Here is a 25962-nt window from a genome sequence, read left to right as displayed (position 1 = left end):
GAATCCAGCATCACCGTTGAGGCGGCGCCGCCGGGGCAGGCACGCCGAGGACGGCCCTCGGGCCTGCCGGATGTACCGTGGGGCCGCCATGAACGACGCCGTGCCCGCCTTGGATCGCGACGCCCGGTTCGACCAGTTCTACCGCGAGTCCCGGGACCGGCTGCTGCTCCAGACCTATGCCATGACCGGCGACCTCGGGGCCTCGCGGAGCGCGGTGCGCGACGCCTTCGTCGTGGCGTGGCACCACTGGCGGAAGCTGGTGCGGCTCGAGTCCGCGGAGAACGCCGTACGTCCCCAGGCGCTGCGCAACGCCGCTCGCCGTGCCACGGTGCGGCCCTGGCACCGCGAGAAGAACCTCGACCCGCAGGCGCGGGCGACCCTGGACGCCCTGGCGTCGCTCACCGTCGTCCAGCGCAAGGTGCTGGTGCTGACCCAGCTGGCCGCGGTGTCGATGCCGGAGGTGGCCCGCGAGATCGGCGTCACCCAGGAGGCCGCGGAGCGCGAGCTCCAGCTGGCCGCCTCGGCGTTCTCGACCGCGCGGGGGATCCCCGCCGCGTCGATCCCGGTGCTGTTCGCCGAGCTCGGCCAGGCGACCGGGCCGGTCACCTGGCCGCGGGTCACGATCATCCGCCGGGCCGGCGCGGCCCGGCGCCGCGCGCACACCGTCGTCGGCGCGGTCGTCGCCGCGGCCGTCCTCGCCGGCAGCGGCGCGGCCGTCACCGACTCGGCCGGCGTGCACCCGACCCTCGCCCGCGACCTGCCCCCCGGCCCGACGGGCGGGCCCCTGGTGGCCGATCCGCAGATCAAGCTGCCCGACACCAGCCTGCTGCCGGAGGAGGCCGTACGCGCCGGGTTGCCGAGCCGCGCGTGGCGGATCGAGCGCACCGACGACAACTCGACCGGCAGCCCGGTGGTGCACTTCTGCCAGGACCCGAAGGAGCGGTATGCCGACGCGCACGGCTCGGCGGCCTGGGTGCGGGTCTTCCGCGACGGGAGCCGCAAGGACGCCACCCGAGCGCTGACCCAGAGCGCCGAGGCGTCCGTCTCCCCCGCCGCCGCACGGAAGGCCTATCTCAACCAGCGCCGCTGGTTCTCCGGTTGCACGGTCCCGCAGACGCAGCTGATCAGCACCTCCACCAGCCCCACCACGGGCGACGAGGCGGCGCTGTTCGTGCTCCGGGAGCAGCCGACCCGGACGACGTACGTCGTCGGCGTGGCCCGCACCGGCCTGTTCACCACCGCCCTGACGTTCCAGACCGACGTCGTGCCCGGGCACGTCGACCTCGACGGGGTCGCCAACCTGCTCGGAACCGCGGTCGAGCGGCTGTGCGACCTGCCCGACGGCGGCAAGTGCGCGGCCTCGCCGGCGAAGGTCGAGGCGGCGCCGGCCTACCCGGCGGGTGCCGTTCCGGCGATGCTGAGCGAGCTCGACCTGCCGCCGATCGGCACCGAGCCGACCCAGTGGGCGGCGCCCGACGCCCGCGAGATCACGCCGGGCAGCACGAGCACCGCGATGATCGGCTGCAGCTCCATCGCGTTCGTCGGCTCGTTCCGCGGCAAGGAGTTCAAGCACGCCCTGGTCCGCGACTGGGTGCTGCCGGACGCCGACCTGCCGCCGGAGGTGGGGCTCACCCAGACCGTCGCCTCGTTGCCACCGGCACCCGCCGCCGACCTCGTCACCCAGGTGCGCGACCAGGTCGCGAAGTGCCCCGACGAGGACGCCGGCGCCGGCACCGACGTCACCCGCCTCGCGGGCTGGGACCACGGCGACCAGAGCCTGACCGCGTGGCACCTCGTCACGCGGGTCACCAAGGACAAGACGATCGAGTACGACGTCGCGATCCTGCGCGACCACGGGGCCGTGTCCCAGCTGACCTACGTCGCCGCGAAGGATGCCCCGATGCCTGCCGACGCGTTCGTCGCGCTCGCGCAGCGCGCGCTCGAGCGGCTGGCGACGATGCCGTCCTACCGCTCGCACTGAGCGGGCCGGAATTCCGTTCGGTCCGTCGCGCAACCAGGAAGCCTGGTCGGGCGTATCCCTCATGCAACCACCCAGCAGGGGTGGTCTCGGGAACGAAAGGGGGACGGACGCGTGGACGAGTCAGAATTCGACCAGTTCTACGCCGCCTCGTTCCGCCGGGTGACCGCACAGGTCTACGCGATGATCGGCGACCTCGACGAGGCGACCGACTGCGTGCAGGAGGCCTTCGCGAGGGCATGGGCGCACCGGCGCAGGCTCGAGCGGGCGGAGTACCCGGAGGCGTGGGTGCGCACGACCGCGCACCGGCTCGCGATCAGCCGGTGGCGGCGACGCAAGGTCGCGTCCCGCCCGGCCGACCGGGCCCTCTCGGCGCCGCTCCACGCACCGGCGGTCGACGAGTCCTACGTCGCCCTGATCGCCGCTCTCGAGAAGATCCCGGAGGCCCAGCGCCAGGCGCTGGTGCTCCACCACATCGCCGACCTGCCCGTCCACCAGGTCGCGGCCGAGGTCGGCGTACCCGAAGGAACCATCAAGGCCCGGCTCAGCCGCGGCCGCACCGCGCTGGCCGCGCTCCTCGCGGACGACAACGGCCTGCAGGGAGGCGTTTCCCATGTCTGACCCGATCGACCGCCTGAGCGGCTTCGCGTCCTCGTTCGAGGGGGAGATCATGCCGAGGACCGCCGCGGACGCGCGCCGCCGCGGAGACACCATCCGCCGGCGCCGGCACGCCCTCGTCGCCGCGGGCAGCGCCGCGGCCGTCGTGGCCGTTGCCGTCCCGGTGTTCGCGTTCGCGAGCGGCGGGGACGACGCCGATCCGCCGGTCGGCCCGGCCACGGGTGGGACCTCCGGGACGAGCGCGCTGTCCGCGGACAACCTGCTGGCCGACGAGGAGACCCGGGCGGACGGCTTCAACTCGTCCTGGCTGACCAGCGGCACGTTCTCCGGCGACGGCCAGGCCCCGTTCCACCCGTGCGCCCCGAAGCCGCTGACCAGCCTGGGCGCGACCGACGTCCTCAACCGCGAGTGGAGCCTGAAGAGCACCACCAAGGCGGCCGAGCGCCTCAACGGCCAGGACTCGCTCCAGGAGTCGGTCGCGAGCTTCGCCGATGCGCGCGCCGCGCAGGCCGCTTACGACGCCATCGCCGGCGCGATGCCCGCGTGCACGCAGCTGGCGTCGACCTTCCCGGACTATGAGCTCCAGGCCGGCGCGACCACCGACGTGGCGATCCCCGCGGACGGCAGCGCGCAGTACTTCGCCGCCCGCTTCGACGACGAGCAGGACCCGCAGGGTGGCGGTTACACGCACGTGCTCGAGACCGGGCTGGTCGTGTCGGGCGACCGGATCGCGGTGCTGACCCTTGCGTACGCCGGCCAGGACTACGTGACCGAGGAGATGGACCAGATGATCCCGGTGGCCGCCCAGCGCCTGGTGACCGGGAGCGGCCCAGGGACGACGACGGCGCCGCCGACCGCCGGGACCAGCAGCCCTCCGCAGGCCGACCCCGGCGTGACGACCACGATCCCCGACGACATCCCGATCGACCTCGACCTGGTCGACATGGGCAGCGACGGTGACTACCAGGCGCCGGAGCACCTGCAACCGTCCGACTTCGAGCCGCTCACCCTCTGCGGCACAGACCTGTGGCCGCCCGCCCACGTCGATGCCCTGTCGACCTGGGCGACCGGGCCCGAGTACAGCGACGACCGCGACCTGCTGACCTTCGGTAGCGTGGACGACGCCGTGGCAGCCGTGCAGTCGATCCGCGACGGCCTCCAGGGCTGCGCCCACAGCAACGGCCAGGTCGTGACGACCCACGACGTCGACACCGGCTACGACTCGGTCACCTTCAGCACCGCGTGCCCGGCCGGTGGACCGCCCTGCCTGACGGTGTACCAGGCGACCCGGGTGGGCAACGCCGTCCTGCTGACGTCGATCTACGGTGAGTACAGCGTGGACGACGCCGACCACGTCGCGAGCGTCCGCACCGACATCACCAAGAACATCGCCACCCACCTGTGCGTGTTCACGGCGGACGGCTGCAGCGGTGGCAGCGACTCGGTGTCCACCGAGGTGCCGCTCGGCCCGGACGGCTACGGCGACCTGACGATCGGGATGTCCGAGCAGGAGGCGGTCGCGACGGGTGGCCTCACGGTCACCGGCACCGACTTCGGCTGCCGGCACTTCACGCTCGCCGGTTATGCACCTCGCGCGAACAGCACCGACGGCTACATCACCGCGAAGAACGGGCTGGAGTCGATCTTCGCCCGGCCCGGGATGCTGACACCGGAGGGCATCGGGATCGGCTCGACGCTCGACGAGCTGCGCGCGGCGTACCCCGATCTCAGCGGCAGCGACGGCATCTTCAGCGAGACTCTCGACAACGGCAACTGGTACCTGTTCGACGTCCAGGCCGATCACCAGGTGAGCCAGCTCGCGATCGTCGCCCACCGCCAGACCTGCTTCGACTGAGGGAACGCGAAGGCCCGCCCCCGCGACGAGCGGGGGCGGGCCTTCGGCACACGACTAGAGACCCTTGAGGATCTCCCGCATCAGCTCGGCGGTCTCGGACGGCGTCTTGCCGACCTTCACGCCGACGGCCTCGAGGGCCTCCTTCTTCGCCTGGGCGGTGCCGGCCGAGCCCGAGACGATGGCGCCGGCGTGGCCCATGGTCTTGCCCTCCGGGGCGGTGAAGCCCGCGACGTAGCCGACGACCGGCTTGGTCACGTTCTCCTTGATGTACGCCGCCGCGCGTTCCTCGGCGTCGCCGCCGATCTCGCCGATCATCACGATCGCCTTGGTGTCGGGGTCCTTCTCGAAGGCCTCGAGCGCGTCGATGTGGGTGGTGCCGACGATCGGGTCGCCGCCGATGCCGATGGCGGTCGAGAAGCCGAAGTCCCGCAGCTCGTACATCATCTGGTAGGTCAGCGTGCCCGACTTGGACACCAGGCCGACCGGGCCCTTGCCCGCGATGGTGTGCGGGGTGATGCCGGCCAGGGACTCCTCCGGCGTGATGATGCCCGGGCAGTTCGGGCCGATCATCCGCGTGGACTTGCCCTGCAGGTAGGACCACACCTCGGCGGTGTCCTGGACCGGAACACCCTCGGTGATGACGACGATCAGCGGCATCTCGGCGTCGATCGCCTCGATGCAGGCGTCCTTGGTGAACGCCGGCGGGACGAAGAGGACCGACACGTTGGCGCCGGTCTCCTTCATCGCCTCCGCGACGGTGCCGAAGACCGGGAGCTCGACGTCGTTGCCCTGGTGGTCCTGGTGGGTGACGGTCGTGCCGGCCTTGCGGGCGTTCACGCCGCCCACGATGGTCGCGCCCGAGTCGAGCATCAGCGCGGTGTGCTTGGCACCCATGCCGCCGGTGATGCCCTGGACGATGATCTTGCTGTCCTTGTTGAGGTAGATGCTCATGTCTCTTCTCCCCGGCCTCAGGCGTTCGCGAGCTCGGCGGCCTTGTCGGCCCCGCCGTCCATGGTCTCGGCGAGGGTCACCAGCGGGTGGTTCGCCTCGGCGAGGATCTGCCGGCCCAGGTCGACGTTGTTGCCGTCGAGCCGGACCACCAGTGGCTTGCTCGCCTCGTCGCCCAGGATCCGGAGCGCGCCCACGATGCCGTTGGCGACCTCGTCGCAGGCGGTGATGCCGCCGAAGACGTTGACGAAGACCGCCTTGACCTGCGCGTCGTTGAGGATCACGTCGAGGCCGTTGGCCATCACCTCGGCGTTCGCACCGCCGCCGATGTCGAGGAAGTTGGCGGGCTTCACGCCACCGTGCTTCTCGCCGGCGTACGCGACGACGTCGAGGGTCGACATGACCAGGCCCGCGCCGTTGCCGATGATGCCGACCTGGCCGTCGAGCTTGACGTAGTTGAGGCCGAGCTGCTTGGCCTTGGCCTCCAGCGGGTCGTCCTCCTCGTGGATGACGAACTGCTCGTGGTCGGGGTGGCGCACCTCGGAGGCGTTGTCGTCGAGCGACACCTTGCCGTCGAGCGCCTCGAGCTTGTCGCCGCCGAGCCGGGCCAGCGGGTTGACCTCGACGAGGGTCGCGTCCTCCTCGACGAAGACCTTGTAGAGGGCCTCGATCATGGTCACGGCCTGCTCGAAGACCGGCTCGGGGAACGCGGCCTCGGTCGCGATCTCGCGCGCCTTCGCGGCGTCGACGCCCTTGCCGGGGTCGATCGCGATCTTCTTGACGGCGTCGGGGTTGGTCTTCGCGACCTCCTCGATCTCGACACCACCCTCGACCGAGGCGATGCAGAGGTACTGCCGGTTCGACCGGTCCAGCAGGAAGGAGAAGTAGTACTCCTCCTCCGGCGGGGTCGCCGGCGTGATGAGGACCCGGTTGACGCGAAGACCCTTGATCTCCATGCCGAGGATGTTGCTGGCGTGCTCGAACGCCTCGTCCGGCGTCTTCGCGAGCTTCACGCCGCCTGCCTTGCCGCGGCCACCGGCCTTGACCTGCGCCTTGACGACGGTGACGCCGCCCAGCTGCTCTGCCGCTTCCTTGGCGGCGTCGGCGGTCTCGACGACCACGCCGAGCGTGGTGGTCACGCCGTGCTTGGCGAAGAGCTCCTTCGCCTGGTACTCCATCAGGTCCACTGAAACGTCCTCTTCATCGAGTGCGGGGGGCACATCCTCGGGCACCCTAGTCCGCTGCCGCGGCGCAGGACGAGGCCCCCCATACCGGACGTGACCTGGCTAACACGCAGCGGGGGGCTGGCCCTCCACAGGCGCGACCCCTAGGATTTCGGCTCGTGTGCCGGGTCCGTTAGGGTCGGCACGCGCGTTTCACCGGGACGTCATGGGGCGTCCACCTGGCACCTGGGCCGACTCGGGACCGGCAGCACCACGCCAGGCGGGGGCGGGAGACAGCGCCATACGAGCACTACGTGAAGACGACGAGTCGGCCAGGGAGTAACTGAGGAATGGGTAGCCACCGAGCGGAGGGTCGCGAACCGACCCCACCGCGGAGCGAGCACCGGCCCCAGGAGTACGTCGGCCGCCGCATCGCAGGTCGTAGTACCCCGTCGGCGACCAGCGCAACCCCGTCGACGTACGTCGGGCGCCGCGCCGCGCGGCCGGCGGAGGACACCGCGCCGGCTCTCGTCGCCACCTCCGAGCCGCTGCCGTTCCTCTCGACCGTCGAGCTGCCGACCCTGTCGACCCTCTCGACGTCCATCCGCTCCACCACCGACCTCCGCCCGGCGCAGCCGGGCAAGCGCCGGGCCGTCAAGGCCCCGACGCGCCGCGGTGCCCTGCGGGTGCTGCCGCCGGTTCCCGTGCTGGCCGGTGTCGCCACCCTCGCCATCGCGATCGGCGGCGTGGTCACCTCGGCCGGCGACGCCCAGCTCGCGGCCAGCAGCCCGCGGATGTCGATCCCGAACGCGGCGACCGGCCAGTTCGGCAGCGGCACCTACGACGCGCTCGGCCGCAGCCCGGTCGTCAGCCGCGACAGCGACCGCGACGCGCTCGGCGACGCCACCGGCACCGACCTCAGCCAGGAGGCCGAGGTCCAGGCCGCGCAGCGCAACGAGGCCATCGGCCAGCTCGCCCAGCAGGCCGAGCGCGAGGCCCACCAGATCAAGCTCAACGCCTGGGGCCTCCCGGTCGAGCCCGGCGCCTACCACCTGACCGCCGGCTTCGGTGACTGCTCCGGCCTCTGGTCGCACTGCCACACCGGCCTCGACTTCGCCGCCCCGACCGGCACGCCGATCCACGCGATCGCCAACGGCACGGTCACCTCGGTCGGCTACGAGGGCGCCTACGGCAACCAGACCATCGTCACCCTCGATGACGGCACCGAGATCTGGTACTGCCACCAGAACGAGTTCGCCGTCTCCGTCGGCGACCGGGTCACCATCGGCGAGGTCATCGGCTACGTCGGCTCCACCGGCAACACCACCGGCCCGCACGTGCACGTCGAGGTCCGCCCCGGTGGCGGCGACCCCGTCGACCCCTACGAGGCCCTCGTGGCCCACGGCGTTCAGCCGTAGCCGTCGTCCTGCAGGTTCCCCAAGGTATGTAGGGAAACCTGCACTTCCCCATGGTTGTACGCCGTGGGACGCGCCGATGTCCCTACATCCCTTGGGAAACCTGCAGCGCCTGCGCGGCTAGAGCTTCTCGACCGGTGCGTACCGGAGCAGCAGGCGCTTGACGCCGTCGGTGCCGAAGTCGATCGAGGCGACCGACTTCTCCGCCTGCCCCTCGACCGAGATCACGGTTCCGAGGCCGAAGGTGTCGTGGGTGACCCGGTCGCCGGGCTCGAGGACCGGGATCGGGCGGCCCTGCTTGGCCTTGGAGGCCGCGTCGGCGCGGGCGGCGGCCGCGGAGAAGTTGCGGCGGCCGGCACCGGTCGGGGCGCCGAGCCGCTGGCCGGCGTACTCCCCCGAGGAGGAGGCGTACGTCGGCCGCGCCCACCGGGTCTGGTCGGCCTCGGTCCGACGCCAGTCGACGAGGTCGACGGGCAGCTCGCCGAGGAACCGTGAGGCGGGGTTGTGGGCGGGCGCGCCCCAGGCGGAGCGGACGACGGCGCGGGAGACGTAGAGCCGTTGGCGGGCCCGGGTGATGCCGACGTAGGCCAGCCGGCGCTCCTCCTCGAGCTCGGGGCGGTCACCGAGCGAGCGTGAGTGCGGGAAGACGCCGTCCTCCAGGCCGGTGAGGAACACGACCGGGAACTCCAGGCCCTTGGCTGTGTGCAGGGTCATCAGCGTCACGACGCCCTGCTCCTGGGCGACCTGGCCGGGCTCGCCTCCGTCGTCGGCGGCCGGGGCGTCGGGGATCTGGTCGGTATCGGCCACCAGCGCGACCCGCTCCAGGAAGTCGGCGAGGCCCGGCTCGACCAGCCCGGCGTCGACGTCGGCGGGGTCGGCGGAGGGCGCTGCCACCGGGTCCTCGGCGAACTCGCGGGCGACGGCGACGAGCTCACCGAGGTTCTCGACGCGGGTCTCGTCCTGCGGGTCGTCGGACGCCTCGAGAGAGGCGAGGTAGCCGGACCGGTCGAGCACCGTCTCCAGCACGACGTCGGGGCGCTCCCCGCCCGCGACCATCGACTGCAGCTCGGTGACCATCGCGACGAAGTCCTCGATGTTCTTCTGGCTGCGGGTCGCGAGGCCGGGCGCCTCGTCCGCGCGCTGGAGCGCCTCCCAGAAGGTGACGCCCTCGCGCACCGCCAGCTCGTTGACGCACTCGACCGCGCGGTCGCCGATCCCGCGCTTGGGAGTGTTGAGGATCCGGCGCAGCGACACCTGGTCGTCGGGGTTGACCAGCATCCGCAGGTAGGCGAGCGCGTCGCGGACCTCGCGCCGCTCGTAGAACCGCACGCCGCCGACGACCTTGTAGGGCTGTCCGGTGCGGATGAAGATCTCCTCGAACACCCGGGACTGCGCGTTGGTGCGGTAGAAGACCGCCACGTCACCGGGCTTGAGGCCGCCGTCGGTGAGCTTGTCGATCTCGTCGGAGACGAACCGCGCCTCGTCGTGCTCGTCGTCGGCGACGTAGCCGACGATCCGCTCGCCGTCGCCGGCGTCGGACCACAGCCGCTTCTCCTTTCGGCCCTGGTTGCGCTCGATGACCGCGTTGGCGGCGGTGAGGATCGTCTGCGTGGAGCGGTAGTTCTGCTCGAGCAGGATCGTGCGCGCGTCCGGGAAGTCCTTCTCGAAGTCCTGGATGTTGCGGATGTCGGCACCGCGGAAGGCGTAGATCGACTGGTCGGCGTCGCCGACGACCATCAGCTCCGCCGCCTCGGACCGCTCCTCCCCGGTCTCCTCGAGGGCCTGGCCGCAGAGCTGGTGGACCAGGGAGTACTGGGCGTGGTTGGTGTCCTGGTACTCGTCGACGAGGACGTGGCGGAACCGGCGGCGGTAGGTGTCGCGGATGTCCGGCTTGGTCTGGAACAGCCGCACCGTCTCCATGATCAGGTCGTCGAAGTCGAAGGCGTTCGCCTCCCGCAGCCGCCGCTGGTAGAGGGTGTACGCCGCCGCGTAGGACTCCTCGATCGAGTTCCGGGCGTCGGCCGCGACCTCCTCGGGGTCGCGCAGCTCGTTCTTGTGGTCGCTGATCCAGTGCAGCACCGGGCCGGGCTGGAACCGCCGCGGGTCGAGGTCGAGGTCGTTGCAGACCAACGTGACGAGGCGCTTCTGGTCCTGGGCGTCGTAGATCGAGAAGTTCGACTTCACTCGCTCGTAGCCGAGGTGCTCGACCTCCTTGCGCAGGATCCGCACGCAGGCGGAGTGGAAGGTGCTCACCCACATGATCCGCGCGCGGTTCCCGACCAGCTCGGCGACGCGTTCCTTCATCTCGGCCGCGGCCTTGTTGGTGAAGGTGATCGCCAGGATCGAGCCGGGGTGTGCCTTGCGCTCGGAGATCAGCCACGCGATCCGCCGGGTCAGCACCCGGGTCTTCCCGGAGCCGGCGCCGGCGACGACGAGCAGCGGTGGGCCGGCGTGGACGACCGCCTCGCGCTGGGGCGGGTTGAGGCCCTCGAGCAGCTCCTCGGCGGTCGGCCCGCGGCGGGTCGTGCGGGGCTCCTCGGCGGGCGCGAGGTCCTCGAACCCGGGCAGCTGCGGCGTCGTACTCATGGAGGACCAAGCCTACGGCGCGGGTCCGACGGCTACGAATGCACGGGCGACCAGAGCACGGCCACGCAGACGTCGGCGACGGCGAGCACCAGCAGGCCGAGCCAGAGGCCGAACGGGATCCGCTCACGACGGGCGTTGGCCATCACCAGGACGAGCAGGACCAGGGCGATGCCGAACTTCACGGCGATCTTGCCGTGGTTCACCGGGTCGTCCCCCGCCTCCAGCACCCCGACCAGGGCCAGGCCAGCGACGAAGGCCGTGCCGATGCCGTCGCGCATCACCCCGGTGATCCGCCGCTCGTCGCGGTCGGCGCCCACCTGCGCGAGGAGTCCGCCGATCAGGGCGGAGAAGCCGAGGATGTGGAGGATCAGCAGCACCAGCCGGAGGGTCTCCATGGGCGCACTCTAGGGGCGAGCGAGGCCGCAACCGGGGATGGTCAGCGTCCCGTCGCGCTGAAGTGCTGGTAGTCCTTGAGGCTCGACCAGTCGCCGCCCCACGACCAGCCGATCCGCGCGAAGGCCCGGACCGCGACCGAGCCGGGCTCGACCATCCCGGGCCGGATCCAGCCGCGGTCGAGGTACGCCGACGCGAGCTCGGGGAGCACCAGGTCCCCCCGGTGGTAGGGGTTGTCGAACGGGTCCAGGTCGATCGCGAGACCGTAGGCGTGCGCCGACCACGACGTGGCCCCGGTCGTGGCCCGGCAGACCAGTCCCGAGGTGTTGTTGCCGTCCCCCGTCGGGGTGGCCTCGACGTCGGCGGTGGTGGGCAGGCGCATCTCCTCGATCGGGAAGCCCGCCGCGAACAGGGTCCGGAAGACCGACACCACCCCCTGCGCTTCGGACGCCGCGACCACGAGCTCGCCGGTGTGCGCGGCGCCGTCGAAGCCGCGGAAGGTGAGGGTCAGGTAGGACAGGTCGGCCAGCGCGACCGGGCACGCCGGCGACCAGGTCTTCCCCATCCGGTCGCGGATCGCCGGCGTGATCGGGCCGATGGTGGCGTGGAACCGGCCGTCCGCGGGCGGCGGCAGGACGTCGGTGGTCGGGAGGCGCCGCACGCGGAGCGCCTCCGGCGTGGGCCGGATCTCTCCGTAGCCGTCGGGGCGCAGCGGGAGCGGCTGGGCACCGACGTCCCAGTCGGAGTACGACGGGCCGGGGCTCGAGGTCGGGTGCCGGTGCTGGTGGCCCGTGCCGTGGTGGCTGGTGCCGGGGTGGCCGGCGGTCGGCGTACCGCCGTCGTCCCCGCAGCCGGCGAGCAGCGCGAGGAGCACGACGACCACAAGTGAGCGTTCAACGCGCTCGAAGTGACGGTTCGACATGCTCGAAGTGAGGGTTCGACGCGGTCAGAGGAGGCGGCGGTCGTTCGCCCAGCGGGTCAGCTCGTGGCGGGAGGAGAGCTGGAGCTTGCGGAGGACCGACGACATGTGGGTCTCGACCGTCTTGATCGAGATGAACAGCTCCTTGGCGACCTCCTTGTAGGAGTAGCCGCGGGCGATCAGCCGCATCACCTCGCGCTCGCGCTCGGTGAGGCGGTCGAGGTCCTCGTCGACCTCGGCGACCTCGATCGAGCCGGCGAAGGCGTCGAGGACGAAGCCGGCGAGGCGCGGCGAGAAGACCGCGTCGCCCTCGGCGACCCGGGTGATCGCGTCGACCAGCTCGGGGCCGGTGATCGTCTTGGTGACGTAGCCGCGGGCGCCGCCACGGATGGTGCCGATGACGTCCTCGGCGGCGTCGCTGACCGACAGCGCGAGGAACCGCGGCGCCTCGCCGGGCGTCGCACCCAGCCGTCGCATCACCTCGGCGCCCCCGCCTCCGGGCAGGTGCACGTCGAGCAGCACGACGTCCGGCCGGGCCTGCGTGATCGCGGCGACCGCCGAGTCGACGTCCTCGGCCTCGCCGGCGACCTCGACCACGCCCGCACCGGTGCCGGCGAGCTCCGCGGTCACCCCGCGCCGAAACATCGCGTGGTCGTCGACGACCACTACTCGCACTGCCACGTCAGTCCTCCTCGTCGGGCCGGTCCAGGTGCAGCCGGACCTCGGTGCCCTCCCCCTGGGCGGACCGGATCTCGGCCCGCCCGCCGTGCCGCTGCATGCGGTCGATGATGCTGCCCCGCACGCCCATCCGGTCCTCGGGGGTGGCGTCCGGGTCGAAGCCGGCGCCGCGGTCCCGGACGAACACGTCGACCGCATCGCCGGTGATCTCGGCGTAGACGTCGACCCGCGGGACCCCCGCGTGCTTGGCGGCGTTGGTGACCGCCTCCCGGGTCGCCGCGACGACGGGCCGCAGGCCCTCCACGAGGTCGGCGTCGCCGACCGCCACGACGTCGACCATGACGCCGTACTTGTCCTCCACCTCGGCCGCCTGCTGGCGCAGGGCGCCGGCGACGGTCGCGGCGTCGAGGGTATCCCCGGCGAACAGCCACGAGCGCAGGTCGCGCTCCTGGGCGCGGGCGAGCCGCGCGGCGTCGGCCGGGTTCTTCTGGATGAGGGCGAGCGTCTGCAGGACCGAGTCGTGGAGGTGGGCGGCGACGTCGGCGCGCTCCTGGGTGCGCACGCGTTCGGTGCGCTCGTCGGCGAGCTCGGCCGTCAGCCGGTAGATCCAGGGCCCCACCACGATCGCGATGCCGGCGATCCCGAGCAGCACCGCGATGGTGACGTCGCGCGCCAGCGACAGCGAGCCGCCGCGCAGCGAGAAGAGCACCAGCGCCAGCACCATCAGGGAGAGACCCGCACCGAGCCGGGCGTACGCCGCCCAGCCGCCGCGGCCCAGCACGACCCGGGCCGGGTCCACCCGACCGGACGCGTCCAGCCAGCGCTCGCGCTGCGCCTCGTCGGCCTGCCGCCAGAGCAGCGCCACGCCGGCGACGCCGATCACCACCGGCCACACCAGCGCGCCCCGGCCGAAGACCGCCTCGAACGCGAACACCAGGCCGATCGCGACCGCGCCGAGCGCGATCACCGGCCCGACGTCGCCGAGCCGGCGGATCCGGCCGGGTCGACGGCCGCCGCGGGTGGCGCTCTCGATGCCGGGCGCCTGCTGGTCGAACTGCGCGCCCACGGGCAGCAGCACCCACAGGGCCGCGTAGAACGCGATCCCGGCGCCGCCGAACACCGCGCCGAGCACGAAGGCCAGCCGGATCCACAGGACGGGGAGGCCGAGGTGCGTCGCCAGCCCCGACGCCACGCCCCCGACGACCTGGCCGTCCAGGTCGCGGTAGGCGCGGCGCACGTCCCGCCGCCCGGCGACCGGCGGCGGAGGCGGGACGGCCTGCGCGGACGGCGCTACGGGTGCGGTCGGACTGCTGCTCATGGTGCCTCCATCGTCACACAGCGCAACCGCCGCGAGCAGCGGGAACGACCCTGAGCGGACCCGGATCCGAACCCGTGTCCGATGCGCGAGGATCAGGGGACTCCCCGATGGTGCGGAGCCCTCGGACACCCCACATTGGATGACATGACCACCACCCCGCCGGGCGGCAGCGCGACCGCCCCTCCGCCACCCCCGCCCCCGCCTCCGCCGTCCTCCGACGGCCCGCGGGTGCCCTGGGAGGAGATGCGGGAGCTGGGCCGGATCCGGCGCAGCCTGACCGACCGCAAGATCGCGGGCGTCGGCGGTGGCATCGCGCGGCACCTCGACATCGACCCGCTCGTGGTCCGGGTGGCGCTCGTCGTCCTGGTCCTCTTCGGTGGCGGCGGCATCCTGCTGTACGGCGTCGCGTGGCTGATCGTCCCGGACGACTCCGGCGACGCCGTGGTCCGGATGGACGACCGCAGCCGCTCCGTGGCGCTCGCCGTGGTCGGCGTCCTCACCGCACTGTCCCTGGTGGGCGAGATGTTCGGCGGCACCCACTTCCCGTGGCCGCTGCCGGTCGTCGGCGTGATCGTGATCGTGGTGCTGCTCGGCCGCCAGCGGCGGCGCAGCTGGCACGACGGCTACCAGGTGCCGGTGCCGCCGCCCACCGCCACCGGGACGGACGGGGCGACGTACGCCGGCTACCAGCCGCCGTCGCCCGCTCCGCGCCGCGACCCGCGCCGCCGGGGGCCGATCCTGTTCGGGCTGGCGTTCACGGTCGCCCTGCTGGCCCTCGGCGTGCTCGCCACGATCGACCTCGCCGGCGCCGACCTGCCGCCGTCGGCGTACCCCGCGGCCGTCCTGGCCACCTGCGGCGCGTTCCTCGTGCTCGGTGCGTTCTGGGGCCGTGCCGGCGGCCTGATCCTGGTCGGCCTGCTGGCGGCGTTCGCGACCCTGGTCACCTCGGTGGCCGATGGCTTCGACATCGGCCAGACCGACGCGAAGCCGGACTCGGCCGCGGAGCTCCACGACCACTACCACCGCGACATCGGACAGGTCGTCGTGGACCTGACCGACATCACGGACCCCGACGCGTTGGACGGCCGGACCCTCGACGTCGACGCCTCGGTCGGGCAGCTGACCGTGATCGTGCCCGACGAGGGGTTGGACGTCGCGGTGCGGGCGACCATCGGAGCCGGCGGCGAGACCGTCCTGTTCGGCGACCGGGTGAGCGGCTCGGCCGACCGGTCCTACGACGGTGGCTCCGGCGCGGACACCCCGCAGCTGACGATCCACGCCGACCTGCGGTTCGGACAGATCCAGGTCGAGACGGAGAAGGAGGCCGCGTGATGGCCGAGCTCGAGACGCACGGCGAGAGCACGCCGCCCACCACAGGCTTCCACCGGATCAGCATCGGTCACCTGGTGATGGGCACGGCCTTCCTCGGGCTGTCGGTCGTGTGGCTGCTCGTCGCCGGCCTGGACCTGGTCGACCTGCGGGACGCGCACTGGCTGCTGCCGCTCCCCTGGCTGGTCGCCGGCGCGGTCGGGCTGGCCGCCACGACGCTGCGCGGCCGGTTCCCGGCCGCGGATCGGCGTACCGACCGGGCAGACTGATCGGGTGGACCTCGCCCGCCTGCCCGGCCTCACCTCGCTGCCCGCCCTCGACCACCCCGAGCTGCTGGCGCCGTCCGTCGCCGAGGCGCTGCGCGGCTGGCCGTCGGCGGCCGGCGTCGCGGTCGTCGAGATCGACCCGGACCTCGCGGACACCGCCGCGATGAGCGAGGCCTACGACGTGCCGATGGCCGCGGGCGCCAACTGCGTCCTCGTCGCCGGCAAGCGTGAGGGCGAGGAGCGGATCGCCGCCTGCCTGGTCCGCGCCGACACCCGGGCCGACGTCAACCACACCGTGAAGCGGCTGCTCGACGTCCGCAAGCCGTCGTTCATGCCGATGGACCGGGCCGTCGGCGAGTCCGGGATGGAGTACGGCGGCATCACCCCCGTCGGCCTGCCCGGCGGCTGGCGCCTCCTCGTCGACGCCCGCGTCCCCGAGATCGACGTCGCCGTCATCGGCTCCGGCGTGCGCCGCTCCAAGCTGCTGGTCCCCGGTCCCGCCTTCCTCGACCTCCCCGGCGCCGAGGTCGTCGACGGTCTCGCCGGCTGAGCCGTCGCTGCGCCGGACGGGCGACAACCATTGCGGGGGCCTGGCCGCTTCTAGAGGGTGAGAGGAGTGGGATGGACGCTGTGGTGAGTGAGCGACCGGCTGCCGGGCACGACGCGGCGGCCGGGTTCGACGCGTTCGTCGCGGCGCGGGGCGATGCCCTGTGGCGCTCGGCGTGGCTGCTCACCTGCGACCACCAGCTCGCGGAGGACCTGGTGCAGACGGCGCTCGCGAAGAGCTGGCGCGCCTGGACGCGGGTCGGCCCGGAGGGGTTCGAGCCGTACGTGCGGCGGGTGCTGTTCACCACGTACGCCGCCTGGTGGCGGCGCAAGTGGCGCGGCGAACGGCCGACGGGCGAGCTGCCCGAGCAGGCCGGCGGCCAGCCGGACAGCGACACCCGCCGCGACCTGGTCGCCGCCCTCGCCACGCTCCCGAGGGGGCAGCGGGCGGTGGTGGTGCTGCGGTACTTCGAGGACCTCACCGAGGCCGAGACGGCCGACGTCCTCGGGGTCACCGTCGGCACCGTGAAGAGCCAGACGTCCCGCGCGCTCGCCGCGCTCCGCACCTCTCCCCGCCTGCGAGAGGAGAACGACGATGACTGACGAGCAGTGGCTGCGCGAGGGGCTCGCGGACGCCGTACCCGAGGCCCCGAACGCACCCGAGCGCGCCGGCGCCGCACGCAACCGGGCCGCGCGGTCACGACGGCGCGCGACCGCCGCGACGCTCGCCGGCGCCGCGGCGGTTGCCGTGGTGGTCGCCGGCACGGCTCTCGCCTTCCAGCGCAACCCGGACAGTCCCGCTGCGGGGCCGGCCAAGGCCACCGACACGCGGTCGACGTACGACGCCCCGCCGTGCCCGCCCGCCCCCCGGCCGGTCCCTGGGCAGCAGGACCCGCTCGACCAGCCCCGTCCCGGCCAGCCGGACGCGGTGCCGGAGGACGCCACGTCGGTCCGGCTCTGCCAGGGCGAGGGGACCTCGTTCGACGTGCCCTCCGACGCGCTGGTGAACAGCGTCAGCACGATCGTGGACGAGATCAACGGGCTGCGGAAGAGCGACCCGCCGGAGGTCTGCCCCGAGGACTACGGTCCGGGCTACCGGCTCTCGTTCGGGTACGCCGACGGATCCACCTTCGTGGTGTCCGGCAGGCTCTACGGCTGCCGCGAGCTCGTCGTCGGCAGCGGCTACCGCTCCGACGCGACCGTCGCCTGGCAGGCGTTCGTCAAGGTGCTGCGCGGCCAGCGCGAGACCAGCACGCCCCTGGCCGGGTCCGGCACCGTCGACGACCTGTCCTGCGCCAGCACCGTCGCCTCACCCGTCGCCGTGACGGCCGACATCACCCAGGCCGTCTACTGCCGGGGCGAGGACGTCGGTGTCCCGATCCCGTCCGACCAGCTGCAGGTGCTGGTGGCCGACATGGCCGAGAACACCGGTTCGTCGAGCAGCTCCGGGTCGTCGGGCGTGCTGCACGTCTGCGCCAACCGGTCCAAGATCGTCGCGGTCACCTCCTGGGGCGACCGGATGATCCTCCAGGGCGCGTGCCACGGCTTCATGATCGAGGGCGACCAGACCTGGACGCCCGGGCCCGGGGCGCAGCAGGTCCTCGACGCCCTCAGTGCTCCAGGCCGGTGATCCGCAGCCCCGAGTGCACCTTGTACTTCCGGTTGATCGAGATCAGCACCGCGGTGAACGGCTCGAGCTGACGGGCGAGCCGGAGCTTGCCGCCGTCGATGCCCCGCCGGCCGGTGACCGACGCCGCGAGGTCCATCGCGACCTCCTTGGCCTCCACCACGTCGCCGACGACGATCACGTCCTCGTCGAGGTACTCGGCGTCCTCCCACAGGCCGACCGCCGACACGTTGTGGAACGCGCCGACCACGGTCGCCTCGGGCGCGAGCCGCTGGGCGGACTCGGCCGCCGACCCCTCACCGCCGTCGATGACCTTGCCGTGCGCGCCGCGCTTGTCGAAGGCCAGCGGGTTCACGCAGGAGATGACGGTCTTCCCGGCCAGCGGGAGCGAGGCCACCAGCTCGTCGTGACCGTCGTACGGGACCGCCAGGAGCACGACGTCGCACCCGGCCACCGCGTCCGGGTTGGCGGCGCCACCGACCCGGCCGGCACCGTCGGCGCCCCCGAGCCGCTCGACGACCTCCTCGGCCACCGTCTCGGCCTTCTCGGCCGCCCGCGAGCCGAGAACGACGTCGTGGCCGCCCTTCGCGAACCGGTAGCCCAGCCCCTTGCCCTGCGGGCCGGTGCCGCCGATCACCGCGACCGTGTACTTCGTGTCCGTCATCACTCATCCTCTGGAAGCGTTGCGATTGTGACAGTAACACTGTCAGTGTTGGCCCCATGAAGCTGTCGATGCCGCTCGTCTACGCCGGGAATCCCCGGGAGTCCGCCGACCAGGTCGCCGCCCTCGAGAAGGCCGGACTGGACACTATCTGGGTCGCCGAGCCGTACGGCTTCGACGCCCCCACCCTGATGGGCTACCTCGCCGCCAAGACCGAGACGGTCGAGATCGGCGCCGGGATCCTCAACGTCTACTCCCGCACCCCCGGGGCGATGCTGCAGACGGCCGCGGGCCTCGACAACGTCTCCGGCGGGCGCGCGGTGCTCGGCCTCGGCGCCTCCGGCCCGCAGGTGATCGAGGGCTTCCACGGCATGCCCTACGAGCGCCCGCTCGGCCGGACCCGCGAGATGATCGAGATCTTGCGGATGGGGCTGCGCCGGGAGCCGCTGGAGTACGCCGGCCGCGACTTCACCCTCCCGTTGCCCTCCGACCAGGGCCTCGGCCTCGGCAAGCCGCTCAAGCTGCTCAACAAGCCCGAGCGCGCCGACCTCCCGATCTGGGTCGCGGCGCTCGGCGACAAGAACGTCGCGATGACCGCCGAGATCGCGGACGGCTGGCTGCCGTTCCTCTTCTACCCCGAGAAGGCGCGCGGAGTCTGGGGCGAGGCGCTCGACAAGGGCCTCGCGAAGCGCTCGGCCGACCTCGGTCCCCTCCAGATCAGTGCCGGCGGCATGGTGGCCATCGGCGAGGGCCCCGAGACCAAGGCGTTCCTCGACTTCATGCGCCCGATCTACGCGCTGTACGTCGGCGGCATGGGCGCCAAGGGCAAGAACTTCTACAACCAGCTCGCCTGCGAGTACGGCTTCGAGAAGGAGGCCGCCGAGATCCAGGACCTCTACCTGTCGGGCAAGAAGAAGGAGGCCGAGGCCCTGGTCCCGCTGGAGTGGCTGGAGGCCGGGAACCTGGTCGGGCCGGCGTCGTACGTCCAGGAGCGGATCGCCGCCTTCCGCGAGGCCGGCGTCACCAACCTGTCGGTCTCGCCCGCGTCCGAGGACCCGGCGGCGACCATCGCCCAGGTCAAGGAGTGGGTGTCCTAGAACTTTCTGGGCACTCCGATGTCACGAAGAGGCCCGGTCGACCGTCGTATGGCGGGAGGCCGGGCCGTTCCTGTGCCACTCCGGGTAAACCTTCGATGAATCCGGGGCGTGCTCAGGGTCGGATCCGGCAAAACCCCGATGCCGATGTCCGTGCCCGATGGGAGAGTTCCGAACATGCACCGCCAGATCGCCGGCAAGCTGACCGGCCCCTACACCAAGTGGATCGTGGCTGCGATCGTCATCCTGGTCGGCTTCGGCCTGTTCCCGCTCGGCGGGAAGCTCGCCGACGTCCAGGACAACCAGGCCTCGTCCTGGCTCCCGCAGTCCGCCGAGTCGACCGAGGTGCTCAACCAGCTCTCCAAGACCGTGGACCCCAACGACATCCCGACCCTCGTCGTCTACGACAAGGACGGCGGCGGGAAGCTCACCCCCGACGACCTGAAGCAGATCAACGAGCAGGCCCTGCAGATCGCCAAGATCGACGGGGTCACCGACAAGGGCGTGCTGACGCCCACGATCGCCCAGCAGCAGCACCTCCCGGTCCAGCTGCTCTCCGACGACGGCGAGGTCGCCTACGTCTCCTTCACCTTCAACTTCGGCACCGACGGGTGGAACTCGATCCCCGACGCCGCCGACGAGGTCCGCGACATCGCGAAGATCGACGGCGTCACCGTGCACCTCGCCGGCTACGGCGGGCAGGCCGACGACGCGGCCAAGTCGTTCAAGGGCATCGACACCAGCCTGATCATGATCGCGCTGCTCGTCGTCATCGTGATCCTGCTCTTCACCTACCGCAGCGCCGTGCTGTGGATGCTGCCGATCCTCAGCGTCGTCATCGCCAACGGCATCGCCACCGGCGTGGTCTACCTGCTGGCGAAGTACGCCGACCTGACGGTCAACGGCCAGAGCCAGGCGATCCTCAGCATCATCATCATCGGCGCCGGCACCGACTACGCGCTGCTGCTCGTCGCGAGATATCGCGAGGAGCTGCGCCGGCACGAGGACCGGCACGAGGCGATGGCCTACGCGCTGCACCGCGCCGCCCCGGCGATCCTGGCCAGCGCGTCCACCGTGGTGATCGGCATGCTCTGCCTGGTCTTCGCCGAGCTCAACTCCACCGCCGGCCTCGGCCCGGTGATCGCGATCGGGGTCGGCGTGACCTTCCTGGTCATGGTCACCCTGCTGCCCGCCCTGCTGGTGATCTTCGGCCGCTGGGTCTTCGGGCCGCGGCGCGAGGACCACCGCCGCTGGGTCGTCACCGGCGGGTCCATGCTCGGCGGCGGCGTCGTCGCCGCGGTCCTGGGCGGCGTGCTCGGCGGCACCGACAACGACGGCCTCAAGGCACTCGGCGCCGTCCTCATGGGCGTCGGCGGCTTCGCGGCGATCATCGGCCTCCTCGTCCTGCTCCAGGTCGGCATCGAGACCTGGACCCGGGTGCACAGCCGTCCCGACTTCGGCTCGGACGAGCCCACCAGCAGCGGGCTCTGGGCCAAGGTCGGCGCGCGGATCGCACCGCACCCGCGGACGGTGTGGACGGTCACCGCTGCGGCGCTCGCCCTCGCGTGCCTGGGCCTGTTCGCGCTCAACACGGCAGGCCTGTCGACCGAGGACAGCTACACGAAGGAGTTCGACTCGATCAAGGGCCAGAAGGTGCTCGCCGCCCACGGTCTCGTGGACAGCTCCAACACCGCGCAGGTCGTCGCGAACACCGACAAGATCAGCTCGGTCGAGGACGCGATCTCCGGCATCGACGGGCTCGGGCAGCCGACGCAGGCGACCCCGATCGGCGACGGCCGCTCCTACTTCGAGGCGACCATCAATGCCGACGGAGCATCGACCGAGGCGGCCGACATCGTTCGCGAGACCCGCGCGGCCGTGCACGGGATCGCCGGCGCCGACGCGCTGGTCGGGGGCAACTCCGGGTTCTACGTCGACACGAAGATCGCGTCGGACCACGACAACAAGCTGATCATCCCCATGGTCCTGCTGGTGGTGTTCCTCATCCTGCTCGCGCTGCTGCGGGCGATCGTGGCACCGCTGGTCCTGATCGCGACGGTCGTGCTGTCGTTCGGCGCAGCGCTCGGGCTGTCGGCGCTGATCTTCAAGTACGTGTTCGACTTCGCCGGGTCCGATCCAGGATTCCCGCTGTTCTCGTTCGTGTTCCTCGTGGCCCTGGGCATCGACTACAACATCTTCCTGATGACCCGGGTCCGTGAGGAGTCGGCGACCAAGGGCACCCGGGAGGGCTCGCTGATCGCGCTGTCCTCCACCGGTGGCGTGATCACCTCGGCCGGGCTCGTCCTCGCGGCGACCTTCATGGTGCTCGGCACCCTGCCGCTGGTGTTCCTTGCCGAGCTCGGCACCGCCGTGGCGCTGGGTGTCCTTCTCGACACGATGATCGTGCGGTCGGTGCTGGTGACGGCGCTCAACCTCGACCTGGGCTCGAAGATCTGGTGGCCGAGCAAGCTCGACTCCGGCAAGGAGCCGGAGCTCCCGGGCGAGCCCGAGGAGAAGAAGCTCCCCGCCGGGGTCTGACCCGGCGATCGTCCGGTCCGGGCGGGAGTGCGGTGCGCAGCACTTAAACTCCTCCTGCTCGGGCCGGACGGGACGGCCCGTCGGGACAAGGACGGTCGGACGTGGTGGACGAATCTCGGGACGAGACGACGCGACCGGCGGCCCAGCCGCCCGCACCGCCGCCCCCGCCGCCGGCCTGGCCATCGGCCGGCCAGCTGCCGCCTCCGCCCGCGGGACCGCCGCCCGGCTACGGCCACCTGCCGCCACCGCCGTCGGGGCCGCCGCCCGGCTGGCCGCCCGGCGGACCGGCGCACCCGCCGCCGCGACGGCGCCGGTCGCCGTGGCTGATCGTGGTGCCGATCGTGCTCGCCGTCGTCCTGGTCGCGGGACTCGCCGTGACCGGCTGGCTCTACGCGACCGGGCGGCTCGGGATCGGCCCGCTCAGCGCGGCGGACAAGGAGGCGGCGGCCGCGATCGCTGAGCACGTCGAGGGCCCGGACTGGGCCGACGCCGAGGAGAAGCGCTGCGCGACCGACGAGCTCCTCCACGAGACCCGCTCCGGCGACCTCGAGACCGAGGGCGTGATCAGTCGCGACGGCGACGGCTGGGACTACGTCGGCACCTGGCCGACCGGCACCGCCACCACCTACGTCGAGGACGTCCTCGACTGCGCCGACGACTGGGCCAGCGCGCTCGGCGACACCCTCGGCGTCGGCGACCCGTCCTGCCTCGAGCAGATCGACCGGTCCACGCTGTCGGCGTACCTCGCGGCGGACACCCTCGACCTCGCCTCTCCGGCCGACACCGACCGGGACCGGGACGACACCGTCTCGGCGCTCGACGACTGCTACGCGACCGACCCTGCCGCCCCCGACGGCGCGGCGAAGCCGGGCTACCGGTCGGTGCTGTTCCGGTTCGACCGGCCCGACGTCCCGGACGCCGACGTCGCGCTCCTGGTCAAGGCCCCGGACGCCGCGTCCCAGCGACTGCACGGGGCGACGTACCGGCTCGACACCGGGGCCGGTGGCCGCAAGGGCTGCGTCGTCGCGCGGACCGTGGCCGAGTACGCCTGGGGCACCACGCGTACCGCGAAGCACCGGGTCTGCGGCACCTCCGAGCCGGCCCGGATCTGGTGGACGACGAGCGACGACGCCCAGTGCACCGACCCCGCCTGCTGGGACCTCCACTACGAAGGCTTCGCCGACAACGCCCCGATCACGTTCACGCTCAGCCAGAACGGCGGCAGCTGCATGTCGGTGAGCGGCGAGTGCTCGCACACGGTGCACGCGGCGTACGGCGGCCGCGGCGTGCTGGTCACCTGGTCGGCGTTCGCCGGCTGGCACGAGCACTTCACCGCGTCGGTCGGCGACCTGACCGCCGTCCTCCCGAACTGACCGCACTTCGGGCCACCGGGAACGCGTTCCAGCCGGCAAGTAGCGTGAGCCGGGTGACAGACGTGCCGAACGCCCATCAGGTACGCCGAGCGCTGGCCCGCGTGGAGCGCGGCGCCGCGATCGACACCGACGAGGCGACCGCGCTGCTGGCCGCTCGCGGCGAGGACCTGGACCGGCTGACCGCGGCCGCGGCGCGGGTCCGGGACGCCGGCCTGGTCGCCGCCGGCCGGCCCGGCGTCGTCACCTACTCGCCGAAGGTGTTCATCCCGGTCACGCGGCTGTGCCGGGACCGCTGCCACTACTGCACGTTCGTGGAGACGCCGGCTCAGGCGGCTCGTGAGGGAAGGGCGCCGTACCTCTCCCCCGACGAGATCCTCGAGATCGCCCGCCAGGGTGCCGCGCTCGGCTGCCTGGAGGCGTTGTTCACGCTCGGCGACCGGCCCGAGGACCGCTGGCCCGAGGCCCAGGCATGGCTCGACGAGCAGGGCTACGACTCGACGCTGGCCTACGTCCGGGCGATGGCGGTGCGGGTGCTGGAGGAGACCGGCCTGCTGCCGCACCTGAACCCGGGCGTCATGTCCTGGGAGGAGCTGAACCGGCTCAAGCCGGTCGCCCCGTCGATGGGGATGATGCTCGAGACCACCTCGCGCCGGCTGTTCGAGACCAGGGGCGAGGCGCATTTCGGCTCCCCGGACAAGGACCCCGACGTCCGGCTCCGCGTGCTCGAGGACGCCGGCCGTCTCTCGGTCCCGTTCACGAGCGGCCTGCTGGTCGGCATCGGCGAGACCCTCGCGGAGCGGGCGGAGACGATCTTCGCCCTGCGGCAGACCTCGCGCGCCTACGGCGCGGTCCAGGAGGTGATCGTCCAGAACTTCCGGGCGAAGCCGGACACGGCGATGCGGCACACCGACGACCTCGGCCTCGACGACTACCGCGCGGCGATCGCCGTCACCCGGATCGTGCTCGGCCCGAGGGCCCGGGTGCAGGCGCCGCCCAACCTGGTCGACCTCTCCGAGTGTCGCGCCCTGCTCGACGCCGGCGTCGACGACTGGGGAGGCGTCTCCCCGCTCACCCCGGACCACGTGAACCCCGAGCGCCCCTGGCCCTCCCTCGATCGGCTCCGCTCGGTCACCGCCGAGTGCGGCTTCGACCTGCGCGCCCGGCTCACCGTCCATCCCGAGTACGTCGTGGGCGCGCTGCGGCGCGGGGAGCCCTGGCTCGACCCGCGGGTCGCCGCGCACGTCGCGGCTCTGGCCACCGACGACGGTCTCGCGATCCCCGGCGTCCGGCCCCGGGGCCTCCCCTGGCAGGAGCCCGACGGCGGCCTCGAGAGCTCAGGACGGACCGACCTGCACGCCTCCGTCGACACCGAGGGCCGCACCGCCGACCGCCGCTCTGACTTCGACGAGGTCTACGGCGACTGGGACGAGGTGCGCGCCGCGGCACGGCGCACCGGTGGTCCCGGTGCGCACGCGACCGACGAGAAGGACGCGCTCCGCGCGGCGGAGCGGGATCCCGGCAACCTGTCCGACGAGCACGCCCTCACGCTCATCACCGCCGAGGGCGACCTGCTCCGCGAGGTGTGCCGGCTGGCCGACGACCTCCGCAGGGAGACCGTCGGGGACGACGTCACCTACGTCGTCAACCGGAACATCAACTTCACCAACGTCTGCTACGTCGGCTGCCGGTTCTGCGCATTCGCCCAGCGCCGTACCGATGCCGACGCCTACTCGCTGTCCTACGACGAGGTCGCCGACCGCGCCGAGGAGGCCTGGGACCTCGGCGCCACCGAGGTCTGCATGCAGGGCGGCATCGACCCGCAGCTGCCCGCCTCGGCGTACTTCGACCTCGTCCAGGCGGTCCGGCAGCGCGTCCCGGAGATGCACGTGCACGCCTTCTCGCCGATGGAGATCGTCAACGGGACTGCGCGCACCGGCCTGTCGATCGAGGACTTCCTGATCAAGGTCCGCGAGGCCGGCCTCGGGTCGATCCCCGGCACCGCGGCGGAGATCCTCGACGACGAGGTCCGCTGGGTGCTCACCAAGGGCAAGCTGCCGGCCCGCACCTGGATCGAGATCATCAGCACCGCGCACCGGCTCGGGATCCCGACGACGTCGACGATGATGTACGGCCACGTGGACAACCCCCGGCATTGGGTCTCCCACCTGCGCGTCCTCTCCGACATCCAGGACCGCGCGCTCGAGGCCGGGGTCGGCGGCTTCACGGAGTTCGTGCCGCTGCCGTTCGTGCACACCTCCTCGCCGATCTACCTCGCCGGCGTCGCCCGGCCGGGGCCCACGCTGCGCGACAACCTCGCCGTGCACGCGATGGCCCGCATCCTGCTGCACGGCCGGATCCGCAACATCCAGACCAGCTGGGTCAAGCTCGGCGTGGACGGCACCCGGGCGATGCTCCGGGCGGGCGCCAACGACCTCGGTGGCACCCTGATGGAGGAGACGATCTCCCGGATGGCCGGCTCCGAGCACGGCTCCGCCAAGACCGTCGCCGAGCTCACCGAGATCGCCGCCGGCATCGACCGCCCGGTGCGCGAGCGCAGCACGCTCTACGACCTGCGCTGATCACAACTTCGCAAAATCCTCGATCTACCTCTTTACGTGACCGCCATCACTCCATATGTTGTGGCGAACAACATATCG

At 72.2% G+C, this 25962-nt stretch carries 21 protein-coding genes; 13 read left to right on the top strand and 8 right to left on the bottom strand.

The window, feature by feature from the left end; translation table 11 throughout:
• The first annotated feature begins 88 nt into the window (after positions 1-88).
• From ABD709_RS09745 to ABD709_RS09735, 3 genes are all read left to right on the top strand, one after another.
• The gene (locus tag ABD709_RS09745; RefSeq protein ID WP_344774768.1) at positions 89-1981 is read left to right on the top strand and encodes an RNA polymerase sigma factor; all 1893 of its coding nucleotides are present in this window, start codon (positions 89-91) and stop codon (positions 1979-1981) included.
• Between the two features lie 111 nt (positions 1982-2092).
• Positions 2093-2599: an RNA polymerase sigma factor gene (locus ABD709_RS09740; RefSeq protein ID WP_344774766.1), complete on the top strand. Its 507-nt coding sequence runs from the start codon at positions 2093-2095 to the stop codon at positions 2597-2599.
• A complete protein-coding gene (locus ABD709_RS09735) occupies positions 2592-4451 on the top strand; it encodes a hypothetical protein (protein WP_344774764.1) in 1860 nt (619 codons plus the stop codon). Before ABD709_RS09740 ends, ABD709_RS09735 begins: the two co-directional genes overlap by 8 nt.
• A 54-nt stretch (positions 4452-4505) precedes the next feature.
• Here ABD709_RS09735 and sucD read toward each other — a convergent pair whose 3' ends face one another.
• Positions 4506-5402: a succinate--CoA ligase subunit alpha gene (gene sucD, locus ABD709_RS09730; protein ID WP_344774763.1), complete on the bottom strand. Its 897-nt coding sequence runs from the start codon at positions 5400-5402 to the stop codon at positions 4506-4508.
• A 17-nt stretch (positions 5403-5419) separates the two neighbouring features.
• Positions 5420-6586 (bottom strand): ADP-forming succinate--CoA ligase subunit beta, encoded by a 1167-nt coding sequence (gene sucC / locus ABD709_RS09725; protein ID WP_344774761.1) that lies wholly within the window; start codon positions 6584-6586, stop codon positions 5420-5422.
• A 326-nt stretch (positions 6587-6912) separates the two neighbouring features.
• Here sucC and ABD709_RS09720 point away from each other — a divergent pair, with 326 nt between their 5' ends.
• Positions 6913-7980 carry a M23 family metallopeptidase gene (locus tag ABD709_RS09720; protein ID WP_344774759.1) on the top strand — a complete coding sequence of 356 codons (1068 nt, stop codon included), beginning with the start codon at positions 6913-6915 and terminating at the stop codon, positions 7978-7980.
• A 117-nt stretch (positions 7981-8097) separates the two neighbouring features.
• Here ABD709_RS09720 and pcrA read toward each other — a convergent pair whose 3' ends face one another.
• Genes pcrA through ABD709_RS09695 form a run of 5 tightly spaced genes read right to left on the bottom strand, consistent with a single transcriptional unit; the run spans position 8098 to position 13871 of the window.
• Positions 8098-10563, bottom strand: a complete 2466-nt coding sequence (gene pcrA, locus ABD709_RS09715) for a DNA helicase PcrA (RefSeq protein ID WP_344774757.1) — start codon at positions 10561-10563, stop codon at positions 8098-8100.
• 32 nt (positions 10564-10595) lie between these two features.
• On the bottom strand, positions 10596-10958 hold the full coding sequence (locus tag ABD709_RS09710; protein ID WP_344774755.1) for a hypothetical protein: 363 nt from the start codon (positions 10956-10958) through the stop codon (positions 10596-10598).
• Positions 10959-10999: 41 nt separating this feature from the next.
• On the bottom strand, positions 11000-11878 hold the full coding sequence (locus ABD709_RS09705) for a M15 family metallopeptidase (protein ID WP_344774753.1): 879 nt from the start codon (positions 11876-11878) through the stop codon (positions 11000-11002).
• A gap of 24 nt (positions 11879-11902) precedes the next feature.
• Positions 11903-12520, bottom strand: a complete 618-nt coding sequence (locus ABD709_RS09700; RefSeq protein WP_425575097.1) for a LuxR C-terminal-related transcriptional regulator — start codon at positions 12518-12520, stop codon at positions 11903-11905.
• A gap of 37 nt (positions 12521-12557) precedes the next feature.
• Positions 12558-13871, bottom strand: coding sequence for an ATP-binding protein (locus tag ABD709_RS09695; protein ID WP_344774749.1), 1314 nt, complete (start codon positions 13869-13871; stop codon positions 12558-12560).
• Between the two features lie 144 nt (positions 13872-14015).
• On the opposite strand from ABD709_RS09695, the gene ABD709_RS09690 reads away from it, so the two are divergent.
• The 5 genes from ABD709_RS09690 to ABD709_RS09670 all read left to right on the top strand — a co-directional run bounded on the left by ABD709_RS09690 (position 14016) and on the right by ABD709_RS09670 (position 17642).
• Positions 14016-15203: a PspC domain-containing protein gene (locus tag ABD709_RS09690; protein WP_344774747.1), complete on the top strand. Its 1188-nt coding sequence runs from the start codon at positions 14016-14018 to the stop codon at positions 15201-15203.
• Positions 15203-15469, top strand: coding sequence for a hypothetical protein (locus ABD709_RS09685; RefSeq protein WP_344774745.1), 267 nt, complete (start codon positions 15203-15205; stop codon positions 15467-15469). Before ABD709_RS09690 ends, ABD709_RS09685 begins: the two co-directional genes overlap by 1 nt.
• A 4-nt stretch (positions 15470-15473) precedes the next feature.
• A complete protein-coding gene (locus tag ABD709_RS09680; protein WP_344774743.1) occupies positions 15474-16016 on the top strand; it encodes a YbaK/EbsC family protein in 543 nt (180 codons plus the stop codon).
• Between the two features lie 83 nt (positions 16017-16099).
• The gene (locus ABD709_RS09675) at positions 16100-16615 is read left to right on the top strand and encodes a SigE family RNA polymerase sigma factor (protein WP_344774741.1); all 516 of its coding nucleotides are present in this window, start codon (positions 16100-16102) and stop codon (positions 16613-16615) included.
• Positions 16608-17642 carry a hypothetical protein gene (locus tag ABD709_RS09670; protein WP_344774740.1) on the top strand — a complete coding sequence of 345 codons (1035 nt, stop codon included), beginning with the start codon at positions 16608-16610 and terminating at the stop codon, positions 17640-17642. Before ABD709_RS09675 ends, ABD709_RS09670 begins: the two co-directional genes overlap by 8 nt.
• Here the strand turns inward: ABD709_RS09670 and npdG are convergent.
• Entirely contained in the window at positions 17623-18303 is a 681-nt protein-coding gene (npdG, locus tag ABD709_RS09665; protein WP_344774738.1) for an NADPH-dependent F420 reductase, read from the bottom strand. The two genes, ABD709_RS09670 and npdG, sit on opposite strands and share 20 nt — an antisense overlap.
• A 56-nt stretch (positions 18304-18359) precedes the next feature.
• Here npdG and ABD709_RS09660 point away from each other — a divergent pair, with 56 nt between their 5' ends.
• From ABD709_RS09660 to ABD709_RS09645, 4 genes are all read left to right on the top strand, one after another.
• Positions 18360-19397, top strand: coding sequence for an LLM class F420-dependent oxidoreductase (locus ABD709_RS09660; RefSeq protein WP_344774736.1), 1038 nt, complete (start codon positions 18360-18362; stop codon positions 19395-19397).
• 174 nt (positions 19398-19571) lie between these two features.
• Positions 19572-21932 carry an MMPL family transporter gene (locus ABD709_RS09655; protein WP_344774734.1) on the top strand — a complete coding sequence of 787 codons (2361 nt, stop codon included), beginning with the start codon at positions 19572-19574 and terminating at the stop codon, positions 21930-21932.
• Between the two features lie 101 nt (positions 21933-22033).
• A complete protein-coding gene (locus ABD709_RS09650; RefSeq protein WP_344774732.1) occupies positions 22034-23305 on the top strand; it encodes a hypothetical protein in 1272 nt (423 codons plus the stop codon).
• A gap of 53 nt (positions 23306-23358) precedes the next feature.
• A complete protein-coding gene (locus ABD709_RS09645; RefSeq protein WP_344774730.1) occupies positions 23359-25884 on the top strand; it encodes a bifunctional FO biosynthesis protein CofGH in 2526 nt (841 codons plus the stop codon).
• Positions 25885-25962 lie beyond the last annotated feature (78 nt).

The sequence above is a fragment of the Nocardioides panacisoli genome (assembly GCF_039537325.1).
Taxonomy (GTDB): domain Bacteria; phylum Actinomycetota; class Actinomycetes; order Propionibacteriales; family Nocardioidaceae; genus Nocardioides; species Nocardioides panacisoli.
The sequence above is the reverse complement of the archived record's forward strand: the minus strand, read 5'-3'. Positions and strand labels throughout refer to the sequence as shown.